This is a genomic window from Micromonospora echinofusca (assembly GCF_900091445.1).
Lineage (GTDB): Bacteria > Actinomycetota > Actinomycetes > Mycobacteriales > Micromonosporaceae > Micromonospora > Micromonospora echinofusca.
Genome location: NZ_LT607733.1, coordinates 6,902,544 through 6,927,431 on the forward strand (window position 1 = coordinate 6,902,544; position 24,888 = coordinate 6,927,431).

The following is a 24,888-nucleotide window of genomic DNA, read 5'->3' on the forward strand; positions in this document are numbered from 1 at the left end:
GTCCCGGTTCCGTGGCCCCGGCGCATACTTGCGATCGACCGGTACCCCTTCTCGAGGACTGGATCGTCGCCATGAGCGCACCCCTGCGCCCGCGCCCGGCCGCCCCCCACGGGGCCGCCGTCCCGCCGGCCGCCATCCCCCGCTTCCTCACCGTCGGCGTCGTCGGCTCCGGCCGCGTCGGTGCCGTGCTGGGCGCCGCCCTCGCCGCCGCCGGCCATCGGGTCGTCGCCGCCACGGCCGGCTCCGGCGCCTCCCGGGCCCGGGCGGCGCTGCTGCTTCCCGGCGTGCCCCGCCGGTCCGCCGACGCCGTGGCACGGGCGGCCACCGACCTGCTGCTGCTCGCCGTGCCCGACGACGCGCTCGCCGGGGTGGTCGCCGCGCTTGCCGGCTCCGGCGCGCTGCGCCCCGGCCAGGTGGTCGCGCACACCTCCGGCGCGCACGGGCTGGCCGTGCTCGCCCCCGCCGCCGAGGTGGGGGCCCGTCCGCTGGCCCTGCACCCCGCGATGACCTTCACCGGCACGCCGGACGACCTCGCCCGGCTGGCCGGCATCTCGTACGGGGTGACCGCCCCGGCGGAGCTGCGCCCCCTGGCCGCCCGGCTGGTCGCCGACCTCGGCGGGGTGCCGGAGTGGGTCGGCGAGGCGGACCGGCCGCTCTACCACGCGGCGCTGGCGCACGGCGCCAACCACCTGGTGACCCTGGTCAACGAGGCGGCCGACCGGCTGCGCGACGCCGGGGTGACCCAGCCGGAGAAGGTGCTCGCCCCGCTGCTGCGGGCCGCCCTGGAGAACGCGCTGCGCCTCGGCGACGACGCGCTGACCGGGCCGGTGTCCCGGGGCGACGCCGGCACGGTCGAGCGGCACCTGGCCCGGCTCGCCGCGACCGCTCCCGAGTCGGTCGCGCCCTACCTGGCGCTGGCCCGGCGTACGGCCGACCGGGCCATCGCGGCGGGCCGGCTGCGGCCGGTCGACGCGGAGTCGCTGCTCGGCGTGCTCGCCGCCGACCGACGGCAGGTGGCGGCGTGACCGGGCCGACCGCGGGTGGCGGCGTGGACGGGCCGACGGTGGACGGAGGGGATCACGTGACGGAACTGGTGCACGGCCGCGCCGCACTGGCGGCGGCGCGGGACGGGCTGAAGGGCACCGTCGGCGTCGTGATGACCATGGGCGCGCTGCACTCCGGGCACGAGACGCTGCTGCGGGCGGCCCGGGAGCGGGCCGACCACGTGATCGTCACGATCTTCGTCAACCCGCTGCAGTTCGGCCCGAACGAGGACTTCGACCGCTACCCGCGCACCCTCGACGCCGACCTGGAGATCTGCCGGCGGGCGGGTGCGGACGTGGTCTTCGCCCCCTCGGTGACCGACATGTACCCGGACGGGCAGCCCCGGGTGCGGGTCAACCCCGGCCCGCTCGGCGAGGACCTGGAGGGGCAGAGCCGCCCCGGGTTCTTCCACGGGGTGCTCACCGTGGTGCTGAAGCTCCTCCAGCTCACCCGCCCCGACCTGACGTTCTTCGGCGAGAAGGACTACCAGCAGCTGACCCTGGTGCGGCGGATGGCCCGGGACCTCGACGTGCCGGTCGAGGTGGTCGGCGTACCCACCGTGCGGGAGCCGGACGGGCTGGCCCTGTCCAGCCGCAACCGCTACCTCTCCCCGGCCGAGCGGGAGGCCGCGCTGAGCCTGTCGGCGGCGCTGCGGGCCGGGGCCGCGGCGGCCGACGAGGGCGCCGACGCGGGGGCGGTGCTCGCCGCCGCGCACGCGGCCTTCGGTGCCGGTGCGCCCGGCGCGCGCCTCGACTACCTGGTGCTCACCGACCCGGACCTGGAGCCGGGGCCGGTCTCCGGGCCGGCGCGACTGCTCGTCGCCGCCTGGGTGGGGGCCACCCGGCTGATCGACAACGCGGCGATCCGGCTCGCCCCGCGTTCCTGAACCCGACCCCGCCACCATCCCGCGAAAGGCACCCCGATGCTGCGCACCATGCTCAAGTCGAAGATCCACCGCGCCACGGTGACCCAGGCCGACCTGCACTACGTCGGCTCGGTGACGGTCGACGAGGACCTGCTCGACGCCGCCGACCTGATCCCCGGCGAGCAGGTGGCGATCGTGGACATCACCAACGGGGCGCGGCTGGAGACGTACGTGATCCCGGGCGAGCGGGGCAGCGGCGTGATCGGCATCAACGGTGCCGCCGCCCACCTGGTGCACCCGGGGGACCTGGTGATCCTCATCTCGTACGGGCAGATGGACGACGCCGAGGCCCGGTCGTACCGGCCGCGGGTCGTGCACGTGGACGCCGACAACCGGGTCGTCGAGCTGAACACCGACCCGACCACCGCCGCCCCCGGCACCGCCGGCGCTCCGGTGCCCAACCCCTTCGCCGCCGCCGTCTGAGCGGACCGCTTCCTCCTTGTCGTCCGCGCCGCGCCCGTTCGTCCCCTTCGTGATCCCTAGGGTCGTCCGGGCCGCCGAAGTGGGCACCTGTGCGGTCTGTCATCGGAAGGTCATCCCTGGGTAGTCTGGTTGCCCGTCGACAGACGCGGGTGGCTGGGGGAGGCCGCGATGCGCCGTGCGATTGCCCTGCTCGCTGCCGTCGTCACGGCATCGCTGCTGGCCGGGTGCGCCGACTCGGGCGGGCTGGACGGTGACCTGGTCGACGACTGGGCGGCCCCGTCCGCCCCCGGGCCCTTCACCCCCGCCGCCGGGGTGTGCCAGGTCGCCGACTTCGCCGACGTGGTGACGCTGGCCGCGTACGCGCCGGTGGACTGCGCCGCGCCGCACCGGGTCGAGACGGTGCACGTCGGCGCCTTCCCGGCCGGGCGGCCCGCCCCGCCGCCGGGCGGCTCGGCCGAGCTGCGGGGCGCCTTCGCCGACTGCGACGCCCGGGCGACCGGTCACGTCGGCGCCGACTGGCGGGCGGGGCGGTTGCGGCTGGCGGTGGCGGTGCCGTCCGGGGCGGGCTGGGCGGCCGGCGCCCGCTGGTACCGGTGCGACCTGACCGAGGTGAGCACCGTCGAGGCCGCCGCCACCGTGGTGCTGCGCACCGGCAGCCTCCGGGACGCCCTGCGGCGGCCGTCCACGCTGCGCCTGGGCTGCCAGCGGGCCCGCGCCGACGGCGGGTCGGTGCGGACGCTGCTCCCCGTCGACTGTGCCGCCCGGCACGACGCCGAGTTCGTCGGGGTGTGGCGGGCGCCCGACCGCCCGTACCCGACCCGCCCCGCCGACTGGGCCCCGCTGTACGCCGGCTGCCGCTCGGTGCTCGGCCGCTACGTGGGGGTGCCCGACGACGCCGACCTGCGCTTCCGCAGCGGCGTGGTGGTCCGCCCGCCGGGGACCGGCCGGTGGCGCGTCGGTGACCGGGGCGTCCGCTGCTACCTCTGGCTCGACGACCGTACGGTGACCGGCTCGCTGCGGGGCGCGGGCCCGGCGGCCCTCCCGGTCCGGACCCGGTAGCACCCGCCAGACCGGGCCGCGCCAGACCGGGCCGCGCCGGCCTGCCGCCGTGCGTGGCGTCGGCCGGCGCGTCCGGACGCGATGGCGCGTACCACTCGTCCCGCCCCGGCCGCCCCTCGCGAGGGCGCTTCGGGTTGACTGTGGGCATGGAGCTTCCGACCGTCGACCTGCCGGCGCTGCCCAGACTGCTGGCCGCCCCCGCGCCCGGCTGGGTGGAGACCACCGACGTGATCGTGGTCGGTTCCGGGGTGGCGGGGCTGACCGCCGCGCTGCACCTGCGCGAGGCGGGGCTGCACGTCACGGTGGTCACCAAGGTCAACATCGACGAGGGTTCGACGCGTTGGGCGCAGGGCGGCATCGCCGCCGTGCTCGACCCGCACGACACCCCGGCCGCGCACGCCTCGGACACCGAGATCGCCGGCGTCGGGCTCTGCGACCCGGCGGCGGTGCGGGTGCTGGTCGAGGAGGGCCCGACCCGGCTGCGCGAGCTGATGCGGATCGGGGCGGAGTTCGACCGCAACGCCGACGGCTCGCTGATGCTCACCCGGGAGGGCGGACACCGGGCCGACCGGATCGTGCACGCCGGCGGCGACGCGACCGGGGCCGAGGTGCAGCGCGCCCTGCACGCCGCCGTACGCCGCGACCCCTGGATCCGGCTGGTCGAGCACGCCCTGGTGCTGGACCTGCTGCGCGCCCCCGGCGACTCCCCGGAAGGGCTCGGCGCGGCGTGCGGCATCACCCTGCACGTGCTCGGCGAGGGCAGCGAGGACGGCGTGGGCGCCATCCTGGCCCGCGCGGTCGTCCTGGCCACCGGCGGGATGGGCCAGATCTACGCGGCCACCACCAACCCGGCCGTGTCGACCGGTGACGGGGTGGCCCTCGCGATGCGGGCCGGCGCGGCGGTGACCGACGTGGAGTTCGTCCAGTTCCACCCGACCGCGCTGATCACCCCGGCCGGTGCCGGCGTTGAGGGCGCCGGGCACGCCCAGCAGCCGCTGGTCTCCGAGGCGTTGCGCGGCGAGGGCGCCCACCTGGTCGACGGCGACGGCAAGCGCTTCATGCTCGGGCAGCACGAGCTGGCCGAGCTGGCGCCCCGGGACGTGGTGGCCAAGGGCATCCACCGGGTCCTGCTGGCCACCGGCGCGGACCACGTCTTCCTCGACGCCCGGCACCTGGGCGGCGACTTCCTGGCCCGGCGGTTCCCGACCATCGTGGCGTCCTGCCTGGCCATCGGCGTCGACCCGGCGACCGACCTGATCCCGGTCGCCCCGGCCGCGCACTACGCCTCCGGCGGCGTCCGCACCGACCTGCGCGGCCGCACGTCCATCCCCGGGCTGTACGCGTGCGGCGAGGTCGCCTGCACCGGTGTGCACGGCGCGAACCGGCTGGCCAGCAACTCGCTGCTGGAGGGGCTCGTGTTCTCCCGGCGGATCGCCGAGGACATCGCGGCCGGGCTGCCCGAGCAGGCCCAGCCGGCGCCGACGGGCGCCTGGGTCGGCGGCGAGGGCTGGGTGGTGCCGGCCGAGGCGACGCCGGAGCTGCAACGGGCGATGACCCGGGGCGCGGGCGTGCTCCGCTCGGCCGACACCCTCGCCGGGACCGCCGCCGTACTGGGCCGGCTCGGCGAGGGCCGGGGGCGGCCCCGGACGGCCGACTGGGAGGCGACGAACCTGATCACCGTGGCGTCGACGCTGGTCGCCGCCGCGTACGCCCGGCGGGAGACCCGGGGCTGCCACTGGCGGGAGGACTTCCCGACGGCCGACGAGCGGTGGCACGGCCACCTGGTCGGCGCCGTCGGGGCGCAGGGCCGGCTGACGCAAGCGTGGGAGGGGACCCGATGACGGAGTCGACGGAACGGGCACTGCGGGACGCGGGCCTGGACCCGGCGCAGGTGCGGCGGGTGATCGAGGGCGCGCTCGCCGAGGACCTGGGGCCGGACCTGCTCGACGTCACCAGCGTCGCCACCATTCCGGCGGAGCAGACCGACACGGCCGACCTGGTGGCCCGCGCCGACGGCGTGGTGGCCGGGCTGGCCGTGGCGGCGGCCGTGTTCGAGCTGGTGGGCGAGGCGACCGGCGCCGGCCGTACGGTCGAGGTGTCGGTGGTGGCCCACGACGGCGCGCGGGTGGCGCGGGGCGACGTGCTGGCCACGGTGGCCGGCCCGACCCGGCTGCTGCTGACCGCCGAGCGGACCGCGCTCAACCTGCTCTGCCGGATGTCCGGGGTGGCCACCCACACCCGGGCCTGGGCGGACGCCCTGGCCGGCACCAAGGCGATGGTGCTCGACACCCGCAAGACCACGCCGGGCCTGCGCGCCCTGGAGAAGTACGCGGTGCGCGCCGGCGGCGGCACGAACAAGCGGATGGGCCTGCACGACGTCGCGATGATCAAGGACAACCACAAGTTCGCGGCGGGCGGCATCACGGCGGCCTTCCGCCGGGTCCGGGAGACCTTCCCGGAGGTGCCGGTGCAGGTCGAGGTCGACACGGTCGCCGAGGCCCTGGAGGCGGTCGAGGCCGGGGCGGACTTCCTCCTGCTGGACAACATGACCCCGGAGATGCTGACCGAGGTGGTGGCGTCGGTGGGGGACCGGGCGGAGCTGGAGGCGACCGGCGGGCTGACCCTCGACGTGGCGGCGCGGTACGCGGCGACCGGCGTCGACTTCCTGTCGGTCGGGGCCCTGACGCACTCCTCGCCGATCCTCGACATCGCCATGGACCTGCGCACCGGGTGAACCGGCGGCCGGCCGTTGTCTAGGCTGCGTGCGTGCTGCTCTGCATCGACATCGGAAACACCAACACCGTGCTGGCGACCTTCGACGGCGACAAGCTGGTGCACTCCTGGCGGATCAAGACCGATGCGCGCTCGACGGCCGACGAGCTGGGCCTGAAGTTCCGCGGGCTGCTCGCCGGGGACGCGGTCGAGATCACCGGGGTCGCGGCCTGCTCCACCGTGCCGGCCGCGCTGCGCTCGCTGCGCACCATGCTGTCCCGCTACTACGCGGACCTGCCGAGCGTGATCGTCGAGCCCGGGGTGCGCACCGGGGTGCAGCTCGCCATCGACAACCCGAAGGAGGTGGGCGCCGACCGGGTGGTGAACACCCTGGCCGCCTACACCCTCTACGGCGGGCCGTCGATCGTGGTGGACTTCGGCACCACCACCAACTTCGACGTGATCAGCGGCCGGGGCGAGTTCCTCGGCGGCGCCTTCGCCCCGGGCATCGAGATCAGCTTCGACGCGCTCGCCGCCCGGGCCGCCCAGCTGCGCAAGGTCGAGGCGACGAAGCCCCGCTCGGTGATCGGCAAGAACACCGTCGAGTGCCTCCAGTCCGGCCTCTACTTCGGCTTCGCCGGGCAGGTGGACCGGATCGTCGAGCGGATGATCGAGGAGATCGGCGAGGTGAGCGCCGTGATCGCCACGGGCGGGCTGGCCTCGCTCGTGATCAACGAGTGCCGCACGATCACCCACCACGAGCCGATGATCACCCTGATCGGCCTGCGGATGGTCTACGACCGCAACGTCTGAACCCCGGCCGCCGGAGAGGGCGTGAGTGGGGCCGGTCATGCGGGCGGGTTATCCCGTAACGCCCTCCGGGCGCCTTGAGTACGCTCGGGGCCTGACCCCGCCCGAAATCTCCTTCTGAGGAAGCGTGCCGTGACCGAGCAGAACCCCGTGCCAGTCGATCCCGCCGACGACCTTCCCGAGCAGATGAAGGTCCGCCGGGAGAAGCGGGACCGGATGCTCGCCGAGGGCGTCGAGCCGTACCCGATCGGTTTCCCCCGGACCAGCACGCTGGCCGACCTCCGGCAGAAGTACGCCGAGCTGCCCACCGACACCGCCACGGGCGACCGGGTCTCGGTCACCGGTCGGGTGATCTTCGTACGCAACACCGGCAAGCTCTGCTTCGCCACGCTTCGCGACGGCGACGGCACCGAGTTGCAGGCCATGCTCTCCCTCGACCGGGTCGGCGCCGACCGGCTGAACGACTGGAAGCGCCTGGTCGACCTCGGTGACCTCGTCGGGGTGACCGGCGAGGTGATCACCAGCCGGCGCGGCGAGCTGTCCGTGCTGGCCGAGCAGTGGGCGGTCACGGCGAAGGCGCTGCGCCCGCTGCCGGTGGCGCACAAGCCGCTGAGCGAGGAGGCGCGGGTCCGGCAGCGCTACGTGGACCTGATCGTCCGGCCGCAGGCCCGCCAGATGGTGCGCACCCGGGCCGCAGCCGTACGCAGCCTGCGCGACTCGCTGCACGGCCGGGACTTCATCGAGGTCGAGACCCCGATGCTCCAGCTGCTGCACGGGGGCGCGGCGGCCCGGCCATTCGTGACCCACAGCAATGCACTGAACACCGACCTGTATCTGCGAATCGCGCCGGAACTGTTTCTCAAGCGGGCCGTCGTCGGCGGCGTCGACCGGGTCTTCGAGATCAACCGCAACTTCCGTAATGAAGGTGTCGACTCTTCGCACTCGCCCGAGTTCGCGATGCTCGAGGCATACGAGGCCTACGGCGACTACGACACCATGGCCGAGCTGACCCGAAATCTCGTGCAGCAGGCGGCGATCGCCGTCGGCGGGTCGACCGTGGTGACGCACGCCGACGGCCGGGAGTTCGATCTGGGCGGCGAGTGGCGCTCGGTGACCCTCTTCGGGGTGCTTTCCGAGGCGCTCGGCGAGGAGGTCACCGTACGCACCGAGCGCGCCCGCCTCGTGGAGTACGCCGACAAGGTGGGTTTGGCGGTCGACCCCAAGTGGGGGCCGGGCAAGCTGGCGGAGGAACTGTTCGAGGAACTTGTGGTGCCGGGCCTGACGGCGCCCACCTTCGTCCGCGACTACCCGGAGGAGACCAGCCCGCTGACCCGGGCGCACCGCAGCGAGCCCGGACTGGCCGAGAAGTGGGACCTCTACGTGCTCGGTTTCGAGCTCGGGACCGCGTACTCCGAGCTGGTGGACCCGGTGGTCCAGCGGGAGCGGCTGGTGGCCCAGGCGCAGCTCGCCGCCCGCGGCGACGACGAGGCCATGCGGCTGGACGAGGACTTTCTCCGGGCGATGGAGTACGGAATGCCGCCGGCCGGGGGTATGGGAATGGGAATCGACCGGCTGTTGATGGCCCTCACGGGCCTGGGAATTCGGGAAACCATCCTCTTCCCCCTGGTTCGCCCGGAGTAGTCGCGCATCTCCACCGGGTCGTTACCGCATCCTATTGACGCGGCAAGCGTCGCGCAGGTTATCGTGCTTACAGTTTGCAGGAGCACCCTGCTCGAAAGGAATGTGGGACGTGGCCAAGCAGATCATTCATAAGCTGGTCGATGACCTGGACGGCGGGGACGCTGACGAGACGGTCAAGTTCGCGCTCGACGGCGTTCAGTACGAGATCGACCTGTCTAGCTCGAACGCCGAGAAATTGCGCGACGTATTCGCCCCGTACATCGCCCACGGCAGCAAGGTGGGCAGGGGCGGCGTCGTCGTCGGAGGCCGGGCCGCGCGCGGTCGAGGTGGTGCCACCGCCGACCGGGAGCAGAACAAGGCGATCCGCGCCTGGGCCAAGAAGGCCGGCAAGGACATCTCCGACCGGGGTCGGATCCCCCAGGAGATCGTCGACGAGTACCACGCGAAGGCCGGTCACTGACCGGGACCCTCGACGGGCGACCACGACGCCGGGCCGGAGCACGACTCCGGGCCGGCGTCGCCGTATCCGCCCGGCTGGCTCCGGGCCGGCGTCGCGGTGCCCGCCAGGCTGGCTTCGTAGCGGGCTCGCCGTATCCGCCCGCGACGGCAGCCGAGCGGGAAGAATTCGGTCCCGACGGTCGTTGTCCACAGCCGGTGGAGAGTCTGTCCACAGCCTGTGGACGACTCCCGCGCGGTCCGGATCCGGGCCGCGCAGGCACCGGCGCGACCCGTATGACGGGTTCCGCGACCGCGCCGAATTTCGCTCTGCGCGTACAGGTAGGGGTACCGGAACACCCCCTGAGCGCGGACGGTTGTGCAAAACGGCGCGTACACGGCCTCCGGCGGGGACACACGACCTCAGCGGAGTCGGTTCGCGGCGATAGAGTAAGGAGGCACGGACGCCCGTCCCGGTCGTCCGCGCACCGGCCCCGCCACGACTTCTTGACCATCAAGATCGAGTGCGCACGGCACGTGAGGAGCACGAGGGCATGTTCGAGCGGTTCACCGACCGAGCGCGACGGGTTGTCGTCCTGGCCCAAGAAGAGGCCCGGATGCTCAACCACAACTACATCGGTACGGAACACATCCTGCTGGGCCTGATCCACGAGGGTGAGGGCGTCGCCGCCAAGGCTCTGGAGAGCCTCGGCATCTCCCTGGAGGGTGTGCGACAGCAGGTCGAGGAGATCATCGGCCAGGGCCAGCAGGCGCCGAGCGGGCACATCCCGTTCACGCCGCGGGCCAAGAAGGTGCTGGAGCTGTCGCTGCGCGAGGCGCTTCAGCTCGGCCACAACTACATCGGCACGGAGCACATCCTGCTCGGGCTGATCCGCGAGGGTGAGGGCGTCGCCGCCCAGGTGCTGGTCAAGCTCGGCGCCGACCTCAACCGGGTCCGCCAGCAGGTGATCCAGCTGCTCTCGGGCTACCAGGGCAAGGAGCCGGCTGCGGCGGGCGCCGCGCCGGGCGAGGCCGCGCCGTCGACCAGCCTGGTGCTGGACCAGTTCGGCCGCAACCTGACCCAGGCCGCCCGCGAGGGCAAGCTCGACCCGGTCATCGGGCGCGAGAAGGAAATCGAGCGGGTCATGCAGGTGCTCTCCCGCCGTACCAAGAACAACCCGGTCCTGATCGGTGAGCCCGGCGTCGGCAAGACCGCCGTGGTGGAGGGGCTGTCCCAGAAGATCATCAAGGGCGAGGTGCCCGAGACGCTGAAGGACAAGCAGCTCTACACGCTCGACCTCGGTGCCCTGGTCGCCGGTTCCCGCTACCGCGGTGACTTCGAGGAGCGCCTCAAGAAGGTGCTCAAGGAGATCCGCACCCGCGGCGACATCATCCTCTTCATCGACGAGATCCACACCCTGGTCGGCGCCGGTGCCGCCGAGGGCGCGATCGACGCGGCGAGCATCCTCAAGCCGATGCTGGCCCGCGGCGAGCTGCAGACCATCGGTGCGACCACGCTCGACGAATACCGCAAGCACCTGGAGAAGGACGCGGCCCTCGAGCGCCGCTTCCAGCCGATCCAGGTGGGTGAGCCGTCGCTGGCGCACACCATCGAGATCCTCAAGGGCCTGCGCGACCGCTACGAGGCGCACCACCGGGTGAGCATCACCGACGCCGCTCTCGTGGCCGCCGCGACGCTGGCCGACCGTTACATCTCCGACCGCTTCCTGCCGGACAAGGCGATCGACCTCATCGACGAGGCCGGTGCCCGGATGCGGATCCGCCGGATGACCGCGCCGCCGGACCTGCGCGACTTCGACGAGCGCATCGCCCAGGTGCGTCGCGACAAGGAGTCCGCGATCGACGCGCAGGACTTCGAGCGCGCCGCCCAGCTGCGCGACAAGGAGAAGCAGCTCCTCGGGCAGAAGGCCCAGCGGGAGAAGGAGTGGAAGGCCGGTGACCTGGACGTCGTCAGCGAGGTCGACGACGAGCAGATCGCCGAGGTGCTCGGCAACTGGACCGGCATCCCGGTCTACAAGCTGACCGAGGAGGAGACCTCGCGCCTGCTGCGCATGGAGGACGAGCTGCACAAGCGCGTCATCGGCCAGGAGGACGCGGTCAAGGCGGTCTCGAAGGCGATCCGGCGCACCCGGGCCGGCCTGAAGGACCCGAAGCGCCCCTCGGGCTCGTTTATCTTCGCCGGCCCGTCCGGTGTCGGTAAGACCGAGCTCTCCAAGGCGCTGGCCGAGTTCCTCTTCGGCAGCGAGGACGCCCTCATCCAGCTGGACATGTCCGAGTTCCACGACCGCTACACGGTCTCCCGGCTGGTGGGTGCCCCTCCCGGCTACGTCGGCTACGACGAGGGCGGCCAGCTGACCGAGAAGGTGCGGCGTCGGCCGTTCTCGGTGGTCCTCTTCGACGAGATCGAGAAGGCCCACCCGGACGTGTTCAACACGCTGCTCCAGATCCTGGAGGACGGTCGGCTCACCGACGGTCAGGGCCGGATCGTGGACTTCAAGAACACGGTCATCATCCTGACCACCAACCTGGGCACCCGTGACGTCGCCAAGGCGGTCTCGCTCGGTTTCCAGGCGTCGGAGGACTCCGAGTCCAACTACGACCGGATGAAGCAGAAGGTCAACGACGAGCTCAAGCAGCACTTCCGGCCTGAGTTCCTCAACCGGATCGACGACACCATCGTCTTCCACCAGCTGCGTCAGACCGAGATCCTCTCGATCGTCGACATCATGATCCAGCGGATCGAGGGCCAGCTGCGGAACAAGGACATGGGTCTGGAGCTGACCGACAACGCCAAGAAGTACCTGGCGAAGAAGGGCTTCGACCCGGTGCTCGGCGCGCGTCCGCTGCGTCGCACGATCCAGCGCGACATCGAGGACAACCTGTCCGAGCGGATCCTCTTCAACGAGCTGACCCCGGGTCAGATCGTGGTGGTGGACTGCGAGGGCGATCCGGAGGACATCGACAAGTCCAAGCTCGTCTTCAAGGGCGCGGACCGGCCGGCCACCGTGCCGGACGCCGTCCCGGCCGACCTCGGCGGCACCGCCGCCGCAGGCGCGGACGAGTAAGGCCGAACAGCACGAGGGCGGCGGCCCGGTGGCACCAGCCACCGGGCCGCCGCGCTTTGCGTCGTCACTACGCCGTCACCCCGCCCCGTCCCTGTCCCCGCCCCGGACCGCGTGGGATCCCCGTCCCCGGGTCCCCGCCCCCGCTCCAGGCCCGCGTGCGATCCCCGCCCCCGTCCCCGCTCCAGGCCCCGTGCATCACGCAGTTGTGGTGCCGTCTATCGGCACGATCGCGCGGTTTGTGCCCCACCAGGACTGCATGATCGCCGCAGGGTGGGTGGTATGTGCCGGTTTGGGGTGGCGGACGCCACCGGGGGTCGGGGCATGGGTCGGGGCGCCGGGTCGTTGTAACCATCGTGGCCGCGTGACCAGGCCGTTCAATGACCACGCCGTTCGCCGGCCGGGTGGCCGGCGGAATGCGGGTCCGGCCCGGGTGGTTACATCCTCCGGACCGCGGAGCACCATCCGGGCCTGAGCCACCGGGCACCGGCCCGCCGGAATGACCGGCCCCCCACCGTGGTTACATCCCCGGACCCCGGCGGGTGCCCGTCGCACGAGCCCCGCGAGACGTGTGGACGTGGAATGTGTGGCCGGCCCGGCCGGTTGCATCCCCCCGGGAACGAGCCTCGGCCCCCCGGCCGCAGGCCCCCGGACATCTCGACCTTTCCTTTCTCGCGGCGCACCCGCCCCCCCTTGGTGTGTGTCGCGTACCCCCGATCGAAAGGTGCCGACCATCATGCGTACCGACATCTTCCGTAAGACCGCTCTGACCGTGGCCGGGCTCGCCTTCACCGGCGGCGCCATCGCCGGCCCCGTCACCACCGCCGTCGCCGCGCCTGCCGAGGGCAAGCCCACCCCGGTGAGCCAGGACCGCAAGCAGCACGGCGAGCGCGAACTCGGCGTGCGCTACGAAGCCCAGCCCAACTTCTACTACTGCGGCCCCGCCGCCGCCCGCAACGCCCTGAGCGTGCAGGGCAAGAACATCGACGTCGACGGCATGGCCCAGCGCATGGGCACCACCGAAGCCGGCACCAACTCCATCAACGACATCACCCCCGTACTCAACAAGGAAACCGGCCGCGACGCCTACCAGTCCGTCGAGATCCGCGACCCCAAGGCCGACGACAAGCAGACCGACAAGCTACGCACCGACATCGTCACCGCCATCGACGAAGGCCACGCCGTCGTCGCCAACATCGCCGGCACCGCCACCGACACCGACGGCACCACCCACTCCTTCGAAGGCGGGCACTACATCAGCGTCGTCGGCTACCGCGACAACGGCAACACCGTCACCATCGCCGACTCCGCCGACCCCAACCAGGCCTCCTACCGCATGAGCGTCGACAACCTCGCCGACTGGATCGCCACCCGCGGCTACACCGCCTGACCAGTAGCCCCGCACAGCCCCGCACCACGCAACGACGACAAGGGCCGGCCCCCACCCAGGGGGCCGGCCCTTTCGTCATGCCGCCGAGCCGGCGTCGAGCGAGCCGGGGCGTTGCGCCGAGCCGTGAAGGAACCGAGAGCCTCGGCGCACCGGACCGGCCCGAGCCCGGGGTCGGGCCCGGGGCGAGTCGAGGTGCGTCAGCCCACCGGGACCGGCGGTCCGTCGCCGAGGAGGCGGAACGAGGATTCGCCGACCGGCTCCACGAGGCCGTCCCGCACCAGCCCGGCGAGGGCCCGGGACCGCTGGACGTCGTCGGCCCACACCTGGTCGAGCCGCTGGTGCGGCACCGGCCCGGTGGCCTCGCGCAGTACGCCGAGCAGCAGCCCGCGTACCTGCCGGTCGGTGCCGGCGTACCGCTGGGGGCGGCGGGTCGGACCCGCGGGCGCCTCACGACCGGACGCGCGCCAGGCGCAGACCGACTCGACGGGGCAGGCCCCGCAGCGGGGCGACCGGGCGACGCAGACCACCGCGCCCAGCTCCATGAACGCCGCGCTGGCCAGGGCGGCGGCGGCCGGTTCGGTGGGGAGCAGTTCCTCGGTGGCGACCAGGTCGGGCGGGCGGGTGACCGGGCCGGCGTCCGGTTCGCCGGCGATCGCGCGGCAGACGACCCGTCGTACGTTGGTGTCGACCACCGGGTGCCGCTGACCGTACGCGAACGCGGCGACCGCCCGGGCCGTGTACGTGCCGACGCCCGGCAGGGCCAGCAGCTGGTCGAGCCGGTCCGGGACGTGGCCCCCGTGGCGCTCGACGATCGCCACGGCGCAGTCCCGCAGCCGTACCGCCCGGCGGGGGTAGCCGAGCCGTCCCCACATCCGGATCGCCTCGGCGGGGCTGTCCGCCGCCAGGGCGGCCGGCTCCGGCCAGCGCGCCAGCCAGGCCTCCCAGGCGGGGAGCACGCGTACGACCGGCGTCTGCTGGAGCATGACCTCGCTGACCAGGATGGCCCACGGGCTCACGTCGGGCCCGCGCCAGGGCAGGTCGCGGGCGTTCTGCTCGTACCACCGGCTGACCAGGGTGGCGAAGGTGGGCTCAGTCATCGCGCCGCCGATGATGTCACGCGGCCCGCGACCGGAGTGGCGCGGGCGACGACGCGCCGCCCGCCTCGCGCCGGCCTGCGGCGGCCCGGCCGCCCGCCGCGCCCCGTCCCGGTCGAGGCCGGGCCGCACCCCGCCGTCCGCCGCATAGCGTCCCGCTGGCTGGGCGGTGCGGGCGGGGCGCTGCGGCGGTGGCGGACGGATCGGGCAGAATGCCCGGATGAACGAGCTCGCGATCACCGTCATCGGCCGGGACCGGCCGGGCATCGTGGCCGACGTCGCCGAGGTGCTGGCCCGGCTCGGCGCGAACCTCACCGACAGCACGATGACCCGGCTGCGGGGGCACTTCGCGATGACCCTGATCTGCGTGGGCCCGGCCGCCGCCGACGTCGAGGCCGCGCTGGCGCCGCTCTCCGCCGACGGCCAGCTGCTGGCGACCGTACGCGCGGTCACCCCCGACGGTGAGACGGCTCCCGCCGGCGAGCCGTACGTGATGGCGGTGCACGGCGCGGACCGGATGGGCATCGTGGCGGCGATGACCCGGGCGCTCGCCGACGCCGGCGGCAACGTCACCGACCTGAGCACCCGGCTGGCCGGTGCGCTCTACGTCGTGGTGGCCGAGGTGGAGCTGCCGCCCGGTACGGCGGACGAGCTGGCCGGACGGTTGACCGCGACGGCTGCGGAACTGGGCGTCGGGGTGACCCTGCGCCCGGCAGATCCGGACGTGCTGTGACCGGCGGCGAGCGCGGCCCGGACAGCGAGGCGTACGCGGGCCTCGGCGACTGGACCCCGGATTCCCTGGGCGTGGCGGGGGAGGTGCGGCCCGTGGTGTCCGCCCCGGAGCCGGTGCTCACCTACGTCGGCGGCGAGGTGGACCCGACTGCCGAGGAGACCGTACGGCTGGCCGCCGACCTGATCGCCACCATGCGGGTGTCGCCGGGCTGCATCGGGCTGGCCGCCCCGCAGATCGGTGTGGCCGCGCGGGTGTTCGCGGTGGACGTGGTCGGCCACCCGAAGGCGCTCACCGTGCACGGCACCTTCGCGCTCTGCAACGCGCGGGTCGTCGAGGCTAGCCGGTGGAAGGTCGCCCGGGAGGGCTGCATGTCGGTGCCCGACCTGACGGGGGACGTCAAGCGGGCGAGCCGGCTGGTGGTGGAGGGCGTGCTACCGGGCACCGGTCGGCCCGTACGGCTGGTGACGGACGGGTTCGAGGCGCGGGCCCTCCAGCACGAGATCGACCACTGCGCCGGCCTGCTCTTCCTGGACCGGGTCGCCGGCGCCCACGCCATCTACCAGCGCAAGGTGTACCTCTGAGTGGCGCCGGTACGTCGACCGAGCGTCGCCGACGGGACACGGTCGGCAGGCGCAACCGTCGCAAGTGGAGTGTCGACGCGGTGAGCCGTGGCGGCCTCGGCGCGTCGCGCGGTGCTGGCGTGCCCCGCGCCGCTACGGTGGGGGCATCATGCGTCTGACGGTCGGCCCCCTGCCCCCCGCCGTTTACTGGCGGCGTCGCGCCGTCGTACTCGGAGCGGGGCTTCTCTTCCTGATTGTCCTGCTCTATTCGTGCACCGGTTCGAGCCGGAACGCGAACAAGGGCGGCGACGCGCAGCCCTCCGCGGGTGCGACGTCGTCCGGTGCCTCGCCGGAACCCACCGGCTCGGTGCTCACCCCGCAGACCGGGGCGCCCTCGCCGGGCGCGCCGGGCGGCCCCGACGCCGGTGAACCGTCGGGTGGTTCCGCCGGTGACCCGCCGGGTGGCTCGGTCACCACCGATTCGCCGCCGGTGGCGCCCGTGGTGCCGGCCGTCGACGACGGCACCTGCACGGACGCCGAGATCACGGTGACCCCGGTGGCCCAGCCCGCCTCGGTGGTGCGCGGGGCCGTCGTTGATCTGCAACTCAAGATCAAGAACCGGTCGGAGCGGACGTGCAGCCGCGACGTCGGCGCCTCCGTGCAGGAGCTGTTCATCAAGTCGGGGGCTGAGAAGATCTGGTCGTCCGACACGTGCGGCACCGCCCAGGGCGCCGACGTGCAGTCCTTCACCCCGGGCTTCGAACGCTCCTACCAGGTGGGCTGGAACGGCCGCGACACCACCAAGTGCGCCAACGGGGTGGCGGCGGGCCCCAACCCGCCGGCCGGCACCTACCAGGTCTTCGCCCGGGTCGGCACCAAGCTCAGCGAGCCGGTCAAGCTCACCGTCACCAACTGACCGCCCGCACGCCCCGCGGTGCCCTCGGCCCGGCCGTCAGCGGGTGCCGGGCGATCAGGAACGGCCCGCCTCGACCGCCTGGTCCGCCCAGCGCCGCCCACTGCTCGACGCAGCCGGTGCCGGGCCTCGGACGGCGTGCACCACGGCCTGCGGCCCGCCTGGACACGGGTCGCCCCGGTACGTGCACCGGTCGCCGCCGGGGCGGGTCGAGGTGCCCAGGCCCGGCCGGGGTCAGACGTAGCGTTCGAGGATCGACGCCTCGGCGAGCCGGGACAGCCCCTCGCGGACGCCCCGGGCGCGGGCGTCGCCGACCCCCTCGACGGCCTGGAGATCCTCGACCGTGGCCCCCAGCAGGCGCTGGAGACTGCCGAAGTGCACGACGAGGCGGTCGACCACGGTCACCGGCAGCCGGGGCACCTTGGCCAGCAGCCGGAAGCCGCGCGGGCTGACCGCCGCGTCGAGGGCGTCGGACGCGGCCGGGTAGCCGATCGCCTTGGCGACCGCGACCAGGTCGATCAGCTCGGTGGCGCCCAGCAGATCGAGCTCCACCAGCGCCTCGTCGAGGGTGCGGGACTTCCGGCCGGCCGGCAGGTAGTCCCGGATCACCAGGGTGCGGTCGGCGTCGACGCCGGCCATCAGCTCGTCGAGCTGGAGGGCGAGCAGTCGGCCGTCGGTGCCCAGCTCCACCACGTAGCCGGCGATCTCGTCGGCGATCCGGCGGACCATCTCCAGCCGCTGCACGACGGCGACCGCGTCCCGTACGGTGACCAGGTCCTCGATCTCCAGGGCAGAGAGGGTGCCGGACACCTCGTCCAGTCGGAGCTTGTAGCGCTCCAGCGTGGCGAGCGCCTGGTTGGCGCGGGACAGGATCGCCGCCGAGTCGTCCAGCACGTGCCGCTGGCCGTTGACGTAGAGGCTGATGATCCGCATCGACTGGCTGACCGAGATCACGGGGTAGCCCGTCTGCCGGGCGACCCGCTCGGCCGTGCGGTGCCGGGTGCCGGACTCCTCGGTGGGGATGGTCGGGTCGGGCATCAGGTGCACGGCGGCCCGTACGATGCGCGTGCCGTCGCTGGAGAGCACGACCGCGCCGTCCATCTTGCACAGCTCCCGCACCCGGGTGGCGGAGAACTCGACGTCGAGCGGGAACCCGCCGGTGCAGAGGCCCTCGACCACCTTGTCGTAGCCGAGGACGATCAGCGCGCCCGTCCGGCCGCGCAGGATGCGCTCGAGGCCGTCGCGCAATGCGGTGCCGGGGGCCATCAGGGCGAGGTTCGCCCGCAGCGGGTCGCCGGCGCCCCCGGCGCCGCCGGTCACGGTCACGCTGATCGCGCGGGCGGGGGACACGGCGCCGGTGCGGGCGTGGGGTGTCGCGCCAGCAGGCTTGGCGGTGTCGCGGTCGATCGGCACGCGCACAGTCTACGGACTGCCCTGCGGTGGGTGCTGTCGTGGTTACTGTGATGTGTCACGATGCCCCACCTCGCCCGGACCGTGGGTCGGCGTCCGGACTGTCCGGTATCGCGGCATACGTTCCGTCGAGCGCCACCGGCGTTCACTCGGCGGACACCCGGGCGACGGCCTGGAGTGCCGCGCGCACGTCGGTCACCTCGATCACCCGCATGTGTTCGGGGGTGACGCCGGTGCTGTCGGGGCCGCAGCCGGTCGGCACCAGCGCGAGGCGGAACCCGAGCCGGGCCGCCTCGGCCAGCCGGCGCGGCACCGCCCCGACGCGGCGCACCTCGCCGGTCAGGCCGACCTCGCCGATCGCCACCAGGTGCGGTGCGATGGCCAGGTTGAGCCCGCCCGAGGCGACGGCGAGGGCGACGGCCAGGTCGGCCGCCGGCTCCACCACCCGGATGCCGCCGACGGTGGCCGCGAAGACCTCCCGGTCGTGCAGGGTCAGCCGCTCCGTGCGGCGCTGGAGCACCGCCAGCACCATCGCCAGGCGGGCCGAGTCGAGCCCGGAGACCGTCCGCCGGGGCGAGCCGGCCACGGTCGCGCCGATCAGCGCCTGCACCTCGGTGACGAGCGCCCGGCGGCCCTCCATGGCCACCGTGACGCAGGTGCCGGGCACCGGCTCCGAGTAGCGGGTCAGGAAGAGCCCGGACGGGTCGGCCAGGCTGCTGATGCCGCCCTCGTGCATCTCGAAGCAACCCACCTCGTCGGCGGCGCCGAACCGGTTCTTCACCCCCCGCACCATGCGCAGCGAGGAGTGCTTGTCGCCCTCGAAGTGCAGCACCACGTCGACCAGGTGCTCCAGCACCCGGGGGCCGGCCACCTGACCGTCCTTGGTGACGTGGCCGACCAGCACCGTGGCGATGCCGCGTTCCTTGGCCACCGCCACCAGGGCGGCGGTGACCGCCCGCACCTGGGTCACCCCGCCCGAGACCCCCTCGGCGTTGCTGGTGGAGATGGTCTGCACCGAGTCGAGCACCAGCAGGCCCGGCTTGACCGCGTCGAGGTGGCCGAGCACGGCGGCGAGGTCGCTCTCGGCGGCGAGGTAGAGCTGGTCGTGCAGGGCGCCCATCCGCTCGGCGCGCAGCCGGACCTGGCTGACCGACTCCTCGCCGCTGACCACCAGGGAGGGGCTGCCCGCGCCGGCGGCCCACTGCTGGGCCACGTCGAGCAGCAGGGTGGACTTGCCGACGCCCGGCTCCCCGGCGAGCAGCACCACCGCGCCGGGGACCAGGCCGCCACCGAGGACCCGGTCGAGCTCGCTGACGCCGGTGGGGCGGGCCCGGGCCGGCGCGGCGCTGATGGTGGCGATCGGCCGGGCCGGCTCGGCCGGCATCCGGGAGCTGACCACCTTTCCGGAGACCGTGGGGCCGGTGACCGTGCACTCGACCACCGAGCCCCACTCGCCGCACTCCGGGCAGCGCCCGACCCACTTCGGCGGCTGGTGGCCGCAGGCGTCGCACTCGTAGGCCGGCCGGGGCTCGCGCGCGGCGGCGCGGCCGCGCCCGCCGGCCCCGCCGGCGCGGGGGGAGGTCGATCGGGAGGTGGTCACATTGGGACGTTAGTCCCCGGGTACGACGAAGACACCGTCGGCGTGGCGGTCACCACGCCGACGGTGTCTTCGGTCGTCGGGGGCGGGGTCAGTGCCCGCCGTCCTCCTGGCCCTCGTAGCCGCCTTCGCGCTCGATGATCGGCGACGGGGGCGCGGCCGGGGTGAGCGGCACGGCGACGGGCGCCGGGCCGGTGACGGTGACGCCGTTGCCGAAGTCGAAGGTCACGAAGACGTTCTGGCCGGAGCGCAGCGACTCGTTCAGGCCGATGAGCTGGAGCGCCCGGTCGGCCTCGGTGTTGAGCTGCACGTAGCTCAGCGGCGGGATCTCGATCCGGGCCGGCTCGCCGGCCGGCGCGGCGGGGCTCTCCGGGGCCGACGGGCTCTCCGGGGCGTCGGGGCTGGCGGAGCCCGAGGGGCTCTCCGAGGTGCCCGGGGCGGGCGAGCCCGAGGGGCTCTCGGAGGTGCCGGGGCTGGCCGACTGCGACGCGGACGGGTCGGGCGACGGCGACCCGCTCGGGGGCGCCGACGGGCTGGCGGCCGCACCGGTGCCGGTGATCACCACCTCGCGGGCGCTGTCGGTGGTCACGGTCACGGTGACCGGGTTGCGCGAGTCGTTGTAGATGACGGCGTTCAGTTTGGCGTTGGCGCCCGCCTGGTAGCCCTCGGTGCCGGGGAAGTCGACCAGCAGGCCACGGACCGCGTACTCGCCGTTGCCGGCCGACAGGTTGACGCCCTGGACCGACGGCTCCTTGTTGGCGGTCTCGGAGACCTGGCCGGCGCCGCAGCCGGACAGCAGCAGCCCGGTCGCCGCCGCCATCCCGGACAGCAGCAGGGCCGCCCGCCGGGAACCCCTGATCGAGCGCGTCACGTCGGTCCTCCTCGTCACGATCCCACCCGGTGCTCACGCCGGGCTTGGTGGCCATGCCCGCGCAGACCGCGCTCCAGGGTAGTTGGGCCTGATCGACCGCCGCACGCCGACCCGGAGATGCCACCCGAGGGGGCGCGGCTCACACCAGTCGGCCGCTCGTGACCAGCAGGACGACGTCGATGAGGGCGACCAGCATCACGGCCCGGAAGGCGGCCACCTGCCGGCCCCCGGGGCGGGCGGCCGCGCGCCCGGCGTACCAGCTCAGCGGCGGCACCACGACGGCGGCGGCGACCGCCGCGACGCCGACCCCCGACGGCGGCCCGGGCGGCCCGAGGACCAGCGTGGCGGTCGCCGCGAGCAGCAGCAGCGCGGCGGCCGCCCGGCTGCCGGCCGGACCCAGCCGGTGCGGCAGCCCGCGCACCCCCGTCCGGGCGTCGTCGGCCAGGTCGGGCAGCACGTTGGCGAAGTGCGCCCCGGCGCCCAGGCAGGCCGCGGCGGCGACGAGCCAGACCGGGGGGAGGACCGCCCCGGGCAGTGCCAGCACGACGAAGGCCGGCAGCGAGCCGAAGGACACCGCGTAGGGCAGCACCGAGACGGGGGTCGACTTCAGCGGCCAGTCGTAGAGCAGCGCGGAGACCAGCCCGAGGGTGGCGCAGAGGGCGGCGGTCGGCCCCGTGGCCAGGGCCAGCGCCGGGGTGGCGAGCGCGGCCACCGCGGCGGCCACGGCCGTCGCGCGCCGGCCGACCGCGCCGGCGGCGACCGGCTTGTCGGTACGCCCCACCGTGGCGTCCCGGTCGGCGTCGAGCGCGTCGTTGGCCCAGCCGACGGCGAGCTGGCTGGCCGCCACGGTGAGGACCACGGCGAGGATCCCGGCGGGCCGGTGCCCGACGCCCCACGCCAGCAGCCCGGCCACCGTGGTGACCGCGGCGGCCGGCTCCGGGTGACTCGCCCTGACCAGCCCTAGCACCGTTGGCGACATGAGGAAAGTCTGGTCGTTACCGGGCAGTCGTGCCACGCTCGGTCCATGCCAGACGCGGGCCGTACCCTGCCACGCAACGATCCGCGCCAGTACGACGACCTGGCCGGCGAGTGGTGGCGGCCCGACGGCGCGTTCGCGATGCTGCACTGGCTGGCCGAGGCCCGCGCGGCGCTCGTGCCGCCGGCGTCCCGCCCCGGCGCCCTCCTGGTCGACCTCGGCTGCGGCGCCGGGCTGCTTGCCCCGCACCTGGCGGGCAAGGGCTACCGGCACGTGGGCGTCGACCTCACCCGCTCCGCCCTGGAACAGGCCGCCGCGCACGGGGTGACCGCCGTCAACGGCGACGTCACCGCCGTACCGCTGGTGGACGGCTGCGCCGACGTGGTCGCGGCGGGCGAGTTGCTGGAGCACGTGCCGGACTGGCGGCGCGCGGTGGCCGAGGCGTGCCGGCTGTTGCGGCCGGGCGGCCTGCTCGTCCTGGACACGTTGAACGACACGGCGCTGAGCCGCCTGCTCGCCGTGCGGATCGCCGAGCGGCTGCCCACGGTGCCCAGGGGCATCCACGATCCACGGTTGTTCGTGGACGCCCGGGCGCTGGTGGCCGAGTGCGCCCGGCACGGGGTCGACCTGCGGCTGCGGGGCATCCGGCCGGGGGTGCCCGGCCTGCTCGGCTGGTTGCTGCGCCGGATGCGCGCCGCCGGCCGTCCGGACGCGACGACGGGCGACCGTCCGGGCGCGACGGCCGCCGGCCCCACGCCGCGGATCGTGCCGACGTGGTCGACCGCCGTGCTCTACCAGGGACGTGGTCGACGGAGCGGATAGCGGTGCCCGTCCCTGGGTAGGGAGAGGGCCGAGAAGGGGGCTGTATGACGCAGCACGCGCTCCAGGCGGCTCGCCGCCTGGCACCGAGGCTTGCCGCCCGGGCGGCGGAGCACGACCGGGACGGCTCGTTCCCGACCGAGGACTTCCGGGACCTGCGCGAGGCCGGGCTCTTCGGCCTGATGGTCCCCACCGCGCTCGGCGGGATGGGCGCCACCTTCGCCGAGTACGCCGCCGTCGCCACCGAGCTGGCCCGGGGCAACGGCGCGACGGCCCTGGTCTTCAACATGCACGCCTCGGTCACCGGCGCGCTCGGCGCGGTCACCGAGGAACTGGCCGAGGCGCTCGGGGTGCCGGACGAGGCGCTGGCCGCCCGGGACCGGCTGCTCGCCGCCGCCGCCCAGGGCGCCTGGTACGCGGTGGCGATGAGCGAGCGCGGCGCCGGCGCCCGGCTGTCCCAGCTCAGCACCGTCTACGAGCCGGCCGACGGTGGTTGGCACCTCAAGGGCAGCAAGACGTTCTGTTCCGGGGCGGGGCACGCGGACGGCTACCTGGTGGCCGCCCGCAGCGCCGCCGACCCGTCGGTGGTCTCGCAGTTCCTGGTGCCGGCCGGCGACGGGCTGACCGTCGAGCCGACCTGGGACTCGCTCGGCATGCGCGCGACCTCCTCGCACGACCTGCACCTGGACGTGACGGTGCCGGCCGACCGGCTGCTCGGCGGCGTGGAGGGGCTGGCCCTGGTGGTCGCCCAGCTCATGCCGCACTGGCTGGTGGCCAGCTACGCCGCCGTCTACGTCGGGGTCGCCCGGGCGGCGGTCGACGCGGCGGCCGAGCACCTGAACGCCCGCAACCTCGCCGGCCTGCCGGCGGTCCGGTCCCGCCTCGGCCGGGCCGACGCGGCCGTGGCGGCGGCCCAGCTGGTGGTCGCCGAGGCGGCCCGCCGGGTCGACGAGGCCCCGGGCGACGCGGAGACGAACCGCTGGGTGTGGCGGGCGAAGCTGCTCGCCGGCACCACCGCCGCCGACGTGGCGGCGTCCGTGCTGGAGGCGGCCGGCACGTCCGCCACCCGGCGGGGGCATCCGCTGGAGCGGCTCTACCGGGACGCCCGCTGCGGATCGCTGCACCCGGCGACGTCGGACGTCTGCGCGGACTGGCTCGGCATCGCCGCGCTGGGCGGCGACCCGGACCGCGACACGACGGTTCCTCGTTGGTGAGCGTGGGGGGTCCGCCGGGGCGGCGGACGCGCGGGCGCACGGTACGGGGGGCCCGTCCAGGGGCGGGCTCGGCCGCCCGGTGCGCAAGGCCGGACGAGAGGTGGGCATGGTGGCCGTACCGGTGATCGCGGGGCTGGGGACGGCGCACCCGCCGTCGGCCGCGCAGGACGACCTGTGGGAGGGCTTCTTCTCGAAGCACTTCTCCGGCAGCACCCGGGCGCTGGCACAGCGGATCTTCACGCACTCGGGGGTCACCCGCCGCCAGGCGGCCGTGAACCCGTTGCTGGAGGACGTCTCCGACTGGCCGACGGAGCGGCGGATGCGCCGCTACCTGGTAGAGGCGCTGCCGCTGGGCAAGGAGGCGGTGGGTCGGGCGCTGACCGCCGCCGGCCTGTCCGCCGGCGACGTCGGGCTCTTCCTCGTCTGCTCGTGCACCGGGTACGCCACCCCGGGGCTGGACATCCTGCTCGCCCGGGACCTGGGCATGGCCCCGGACACGCAGCGCATGTTCGTCGGGCACATGGGCTGCTACGCGGCCCTGCCGGGGCTGGGCGCGGCAAGCGACTTCGTCACCGCCCGGGGCCGGCCCGCGCTGCTGCTCTGCGCGGAGCTGACCAGCCTGCACATCCAGCCCTCCAGCGCCCGGGTCGACACCCAGCAGATCGTCTCCCACGCGCTCTTCTCGGACGCCGCCGTCGCCGCCGTGGTCGTCCCCGGCGGCCGGGGGTACGCGCTGCGCGAGGTCACCTCCGTCACGGACACCTCGACGGCCGACCACATGACCTGGGACGTCACCGACACCGGCTTCCGGATGGGGCTGTCGCCGAAGGTGCCGCAGGTGCTCTCCACGCACGTACGCGGCCTGGTCGACGGGCTGCTGGCCCGGCACGGCACGACGCTGTCCGAGGTGGACGGCTGGGCTGCGCACCCGGGCGGCCCGCGCATCCTGAACGTGGTCGAGCGGGAGTTGGCCCTGCCGTCGGAGGGGCTGGCGGCCTCCCGGGCGACGCTGGACGAGCACGGCAACTGCTCGTCCCCGACGGTGCTGCTGATCCTCGACCGGCTGCGCCGGGCCGCGTCGCCGCCACGGCGGGTGGTGATGCTGGCGTTCGGCCCCGGCCTGACGCTCTACGCCGCGCTGCTCGAACGACAGGAGTGAACTGTCGCCCGCTGCGGTTA

Annotated in this window: 22 protein-coding genes; 17 read left to right on the forward strand and 5 right to left on the reverse strand. The window is 74.2% G+C overall.

What is annotated here, in order from left to right; genetic code table 11:
• Nucleotides 1-71 precede the first annotated feature (71 nt).
• The 11 genes from GA0070610_RS29795 to GA0070610_RS29845 all read left to right on the forward strand — a co-directional run bounded on the left by GA0070610_RS29795 (nt 72) and on the right by GA0070610_RS29845 (nt 13,522).
• On the forward strand, nt 72-1,025 hold the full coding sequence (locus tag GA0070610_RS29795; protein WP_089003104.1) for a Rossmann-like and DUF2520 domain-containing protein: 954 nt from the start codon (nt 72-74) through the stop codon (nt 1,023-1,025).
• 56 nt (nt 1,026-1,081) lie between these two features.
• Nucleotides 1,082-1,930, forward strand: coding sequence for a pantoate--beta-alanine ligase (panC, locus tag GA0070610_RS29800; RefSeq protein ID WP_089003822.1), 849 nt, complete (start codon nt 1,082-1,084; stop codon nt 1,928-1,930).
• Between the two features lie 36 nt (nt 1,931-1,966).
• On the forward strand, nt 1,967-2,392 hold the full coding sequence (gene panD / locus GA0070610_RS29805; RefSeq protein WP_089003105.1) for an aspartate 1-decarboxylase: 426 nt from the start codon (nt 1,967-1,969) through the stop codon (nt 2,390-2,392).
• 168 nt (nt 2,393-2,560) lie between these two features.
• Complete coding sequence (locus GA0070610_RS29810) at nt 2,561-3,451, forward strand: septum formation family protein (RefSeq protein ID WP_089003106.1); 891 nt, start codon at nt 2,561-2,563, stop codon at nt 3,449-3,451.
• A 146-nt stretch (nt 3,452-3,597) separates the two neighbouring features.
• A complete protein-coding gene (locus GA0070610_RS29815; RefSeq protein ID WP_089003107.1) occupies nt 3,598-5,292 on the forward strand; it encodes an L-aspartate oxidase in 1,695 nt (564 codons plus the stop codon).
• Complete coding sequence (nadC, locus tag GA0070610_RS29820; protein WP_089003108.1) at nt 5,289-6,185, forward strand: carboxylating nicotinate-nucleotide diphosphorylase; 897 nt, start codon at nt 5,289-5,291, stop codon at nt 6,183-6,185. Before GA0070610_RS29815 ends, nadC begins: the two co-directional genes overlap by 4 nt.
• A gap of 32 nt (nt 6,186-6,217) precedes the next feature.
• A complete protein-coding gene (locus tag GA0070610_RS29825) occupies nt 6,218-6,976 on the forward strand; it encodes a type III pantothenate kinase (RefSeq protein WP_089003109.1) in 759 nt (252 codons plus the stop codon).
• A 129-nt stretch (nt 6,977-7,105) separates the two neighbouring features.
• A complete protein-coding gene (lysS, locus tag GA0070610_RS29830) occupies nt 7,106-8,614 on the forward strand; it encodes a lysine--tRNA ligase (RefSeq protein WP_089003110.1) in 1,509 nt (502 codons plus the stop codon).
• 109 nt (nt 8,615-8,723) lie between these two features.
• Complete coding sequence (locus GA0070610_RS29835; RefSeq protein WP_308220812.1) at nt 8,724-9,074, forward strand: histone-like nucleoid-structuring protein Lsr2; 351 nt, start codon at nt 8,724-8,726, stop codon at nt 9,072-9,074.
• Between the two features lie 529 nt (nt 9,075-9,603).
• Nucleotides 9,604-12,135 (forward strand): ATP-dependent Clp protease ATP-binding subunit, encoded by a 2,532-nt coding sequence (locus GA0070610_RS29840; protein WP_089003112.1) that lies wholly within the window; start codon nt 9,604-9,606, stop codon nt 12,133-12,135.
• Between the two features lie 733 nt (nt 12,136-12,868).
• Nucleotides 12,869-13,522: a C39 family peptidase gene (locus GA0070610_RS29845; RefSeq protein WP_089003823.1), complete on the forward strand. Its 654-nt coding sequence runs from the start codon at nt 12,869-12,871 to the stop codon at nt 13,520-13,522.
• 197 nt (nt 13,523-13,719) lie between these two features.
• Here GA0070610_RS29845 and GA0070610_RS29850 read toward each other — a convergent pair whose 3' ends face one another.
• Nucleotides 13,720-14,619, reverse strand: coding sequence for an HhH-GPD family protein (locus GA0070610_RS29850; protein ID WP_089003824.1), 900 nt, complete (start codon nt 14,617-14,619; stop codon nt 13,720-13,722).
• Between the two features lie 217 nt (nt 14,620-14,836).
• On the opposite strand from GA0070610_RS29850, the gene GA0070610_RS29855 reads away from it, so the two are divergent.
• The 3 genes from GA0070610_RS29855 to GA0070610_RS29865 all read left to right on the forward strand — a co-directional run bounded on the left by GA0070610_RS29855 (nt 14,837) and on the right by GA0070610_RS29865 (nt 16,825).
• Complete coding sequence (locus GA0070610_RS29855) at nt 14,837-15,349, forward strand: glycine cleavage system protein R (RefSeq protein ID WP_089003113.1); 513 nt, start codon at nt 14,837-14,839, stop codon at nt 15,347-15,349.
• Nucleotides 15,346-15,930: a peptide deformylase gene (locus GA0070610_RS29860; protein WP_089003114.1), complete on the forward strand. Its 585-nt coding sequence runs from the start codon at nt 15,346-15,348 to the stop codon at nt 15,928-15,930. The genes GA0070610_RS29855 and GA0070610_RS29860 overlap by 4 nt, the downstream gene beginning before the upstream one ends.
• Before the next feature lie 148 nt (nt 15,931-16,078).
• Entirely contained in the window at nt 16,079-16,825 is a 747-nt protein-coding gene (locus GA0070610_RS29865) for a hypothetical protein (RefSeq protein ID WP_089003115.1), read from the forward strand.
• 231 nt (nt 16,826-17,056) lie between these two features.
• On the opposite strand, the gene disA is transcribed toward GA0070610_RS29865, so the two are convergent.
• From disA to GA0070610_RS29885, 4 genes are all read right to left on the reverse strand, one after another.
• Nucleotides 17,057-18,235, reverse strand: coding sequence for a DNA integrity scanning diadenylate cyclase DisA (disA, locus tag GA0070610_RS29870; RefSeq protein ID WP_089003825.1), 1,179 nt, complete (start codon nt 18,233-18,235; stop codon nt 17,057-17,059).
• 142 nt (nt 18,236-18,377) lie between these two features.
• Nucleotides 18,378-19,832, reverse strand: a complete 1,455-nt coding sequence (gene radA, locus GA0070610_RS29875) for a DNA repair protein RadA (protein WP_089003116.1) — start codon at nt 19,830-19,832, stop codon at nt 18,378-18,380.
• A gap of 88 nt (nt 19,833-19,920) precedes the next feature.
• Nucleotides 19,921-20,700, reverse strand: coding sequence for a hypothetical protein (locus tag GA0070610_RS29880; protein ID WP_089003117.1), 780 nt, complete (start codon nt 20,698-20,700; stop codon nt 19,921-19,923).
• Between the two features lie 139 nt (nt 20,701-20,839).
• The gene (locus GA0070610_RS29885) at nt 20,840-21,679 is read right to left on the reverse strand and encodes a UbiA family prenyltransferase (RefSeq protein WP_089003118.1); all 840 of its coding nucleotides are present in this window, start codon (nt 21,677-21,679) and stop codon (nt 20,840-20,842) included.
• A gap of 45 nt (nt 21,680-21,724) precedes the next feature.
• Between GA0070610_RS29885 and GA0070610_RS29890 the strand changes: the two genes are divergently transcribed.
• The 3 genes from GA0070610_RS29890 to GA0070610_RS29900 all read left to right on the forward strand — a co-directional run bounded on the left by GA0070610_RS29890 (nt 21,725) and on the right by GA0070610_RS29900 (nt 24,868).
• Nucleotides 21,725-22,498 carry a methyltransferase domain-containing protein gene (locus GA0070610_RS29890; RefSeq protein WP_089003119.1) on the forward strand — a complete coding sequence of 258 codons (774 nt, stop codon included), beginning with the start codon at nt 21,725-21,727 and terminating at the stop codon, nt 22,496-22,498.
• A gap of 44 nt (nt 22,499-22,542) precedes the next feature.
• Complete coding sequence (locus GA0070610_RS29895) at nt 22,543-23,709, forward strand: acyl-CoA dehydrogenase family protein (RefSeq protein WP_089003120.1); 1,167 nt, start codon at nt 22,543-22,545, stop codon at nt 23,707-23,709.
• Between the two features lie 100 nt (nt 23,710-23,809).
• A complete protein-coding gene (locus GA0070610_RS29900; RefSeq protein ID WP_172896622.1) occupies nt 23,810-24,868 on the forward strand; it encodes a type III polyketide synthase in 1,059 nt (352 codons plus the stop codon).
• Nucleotides 24,869-24,888: the final 20 nt, after the last annotated feature.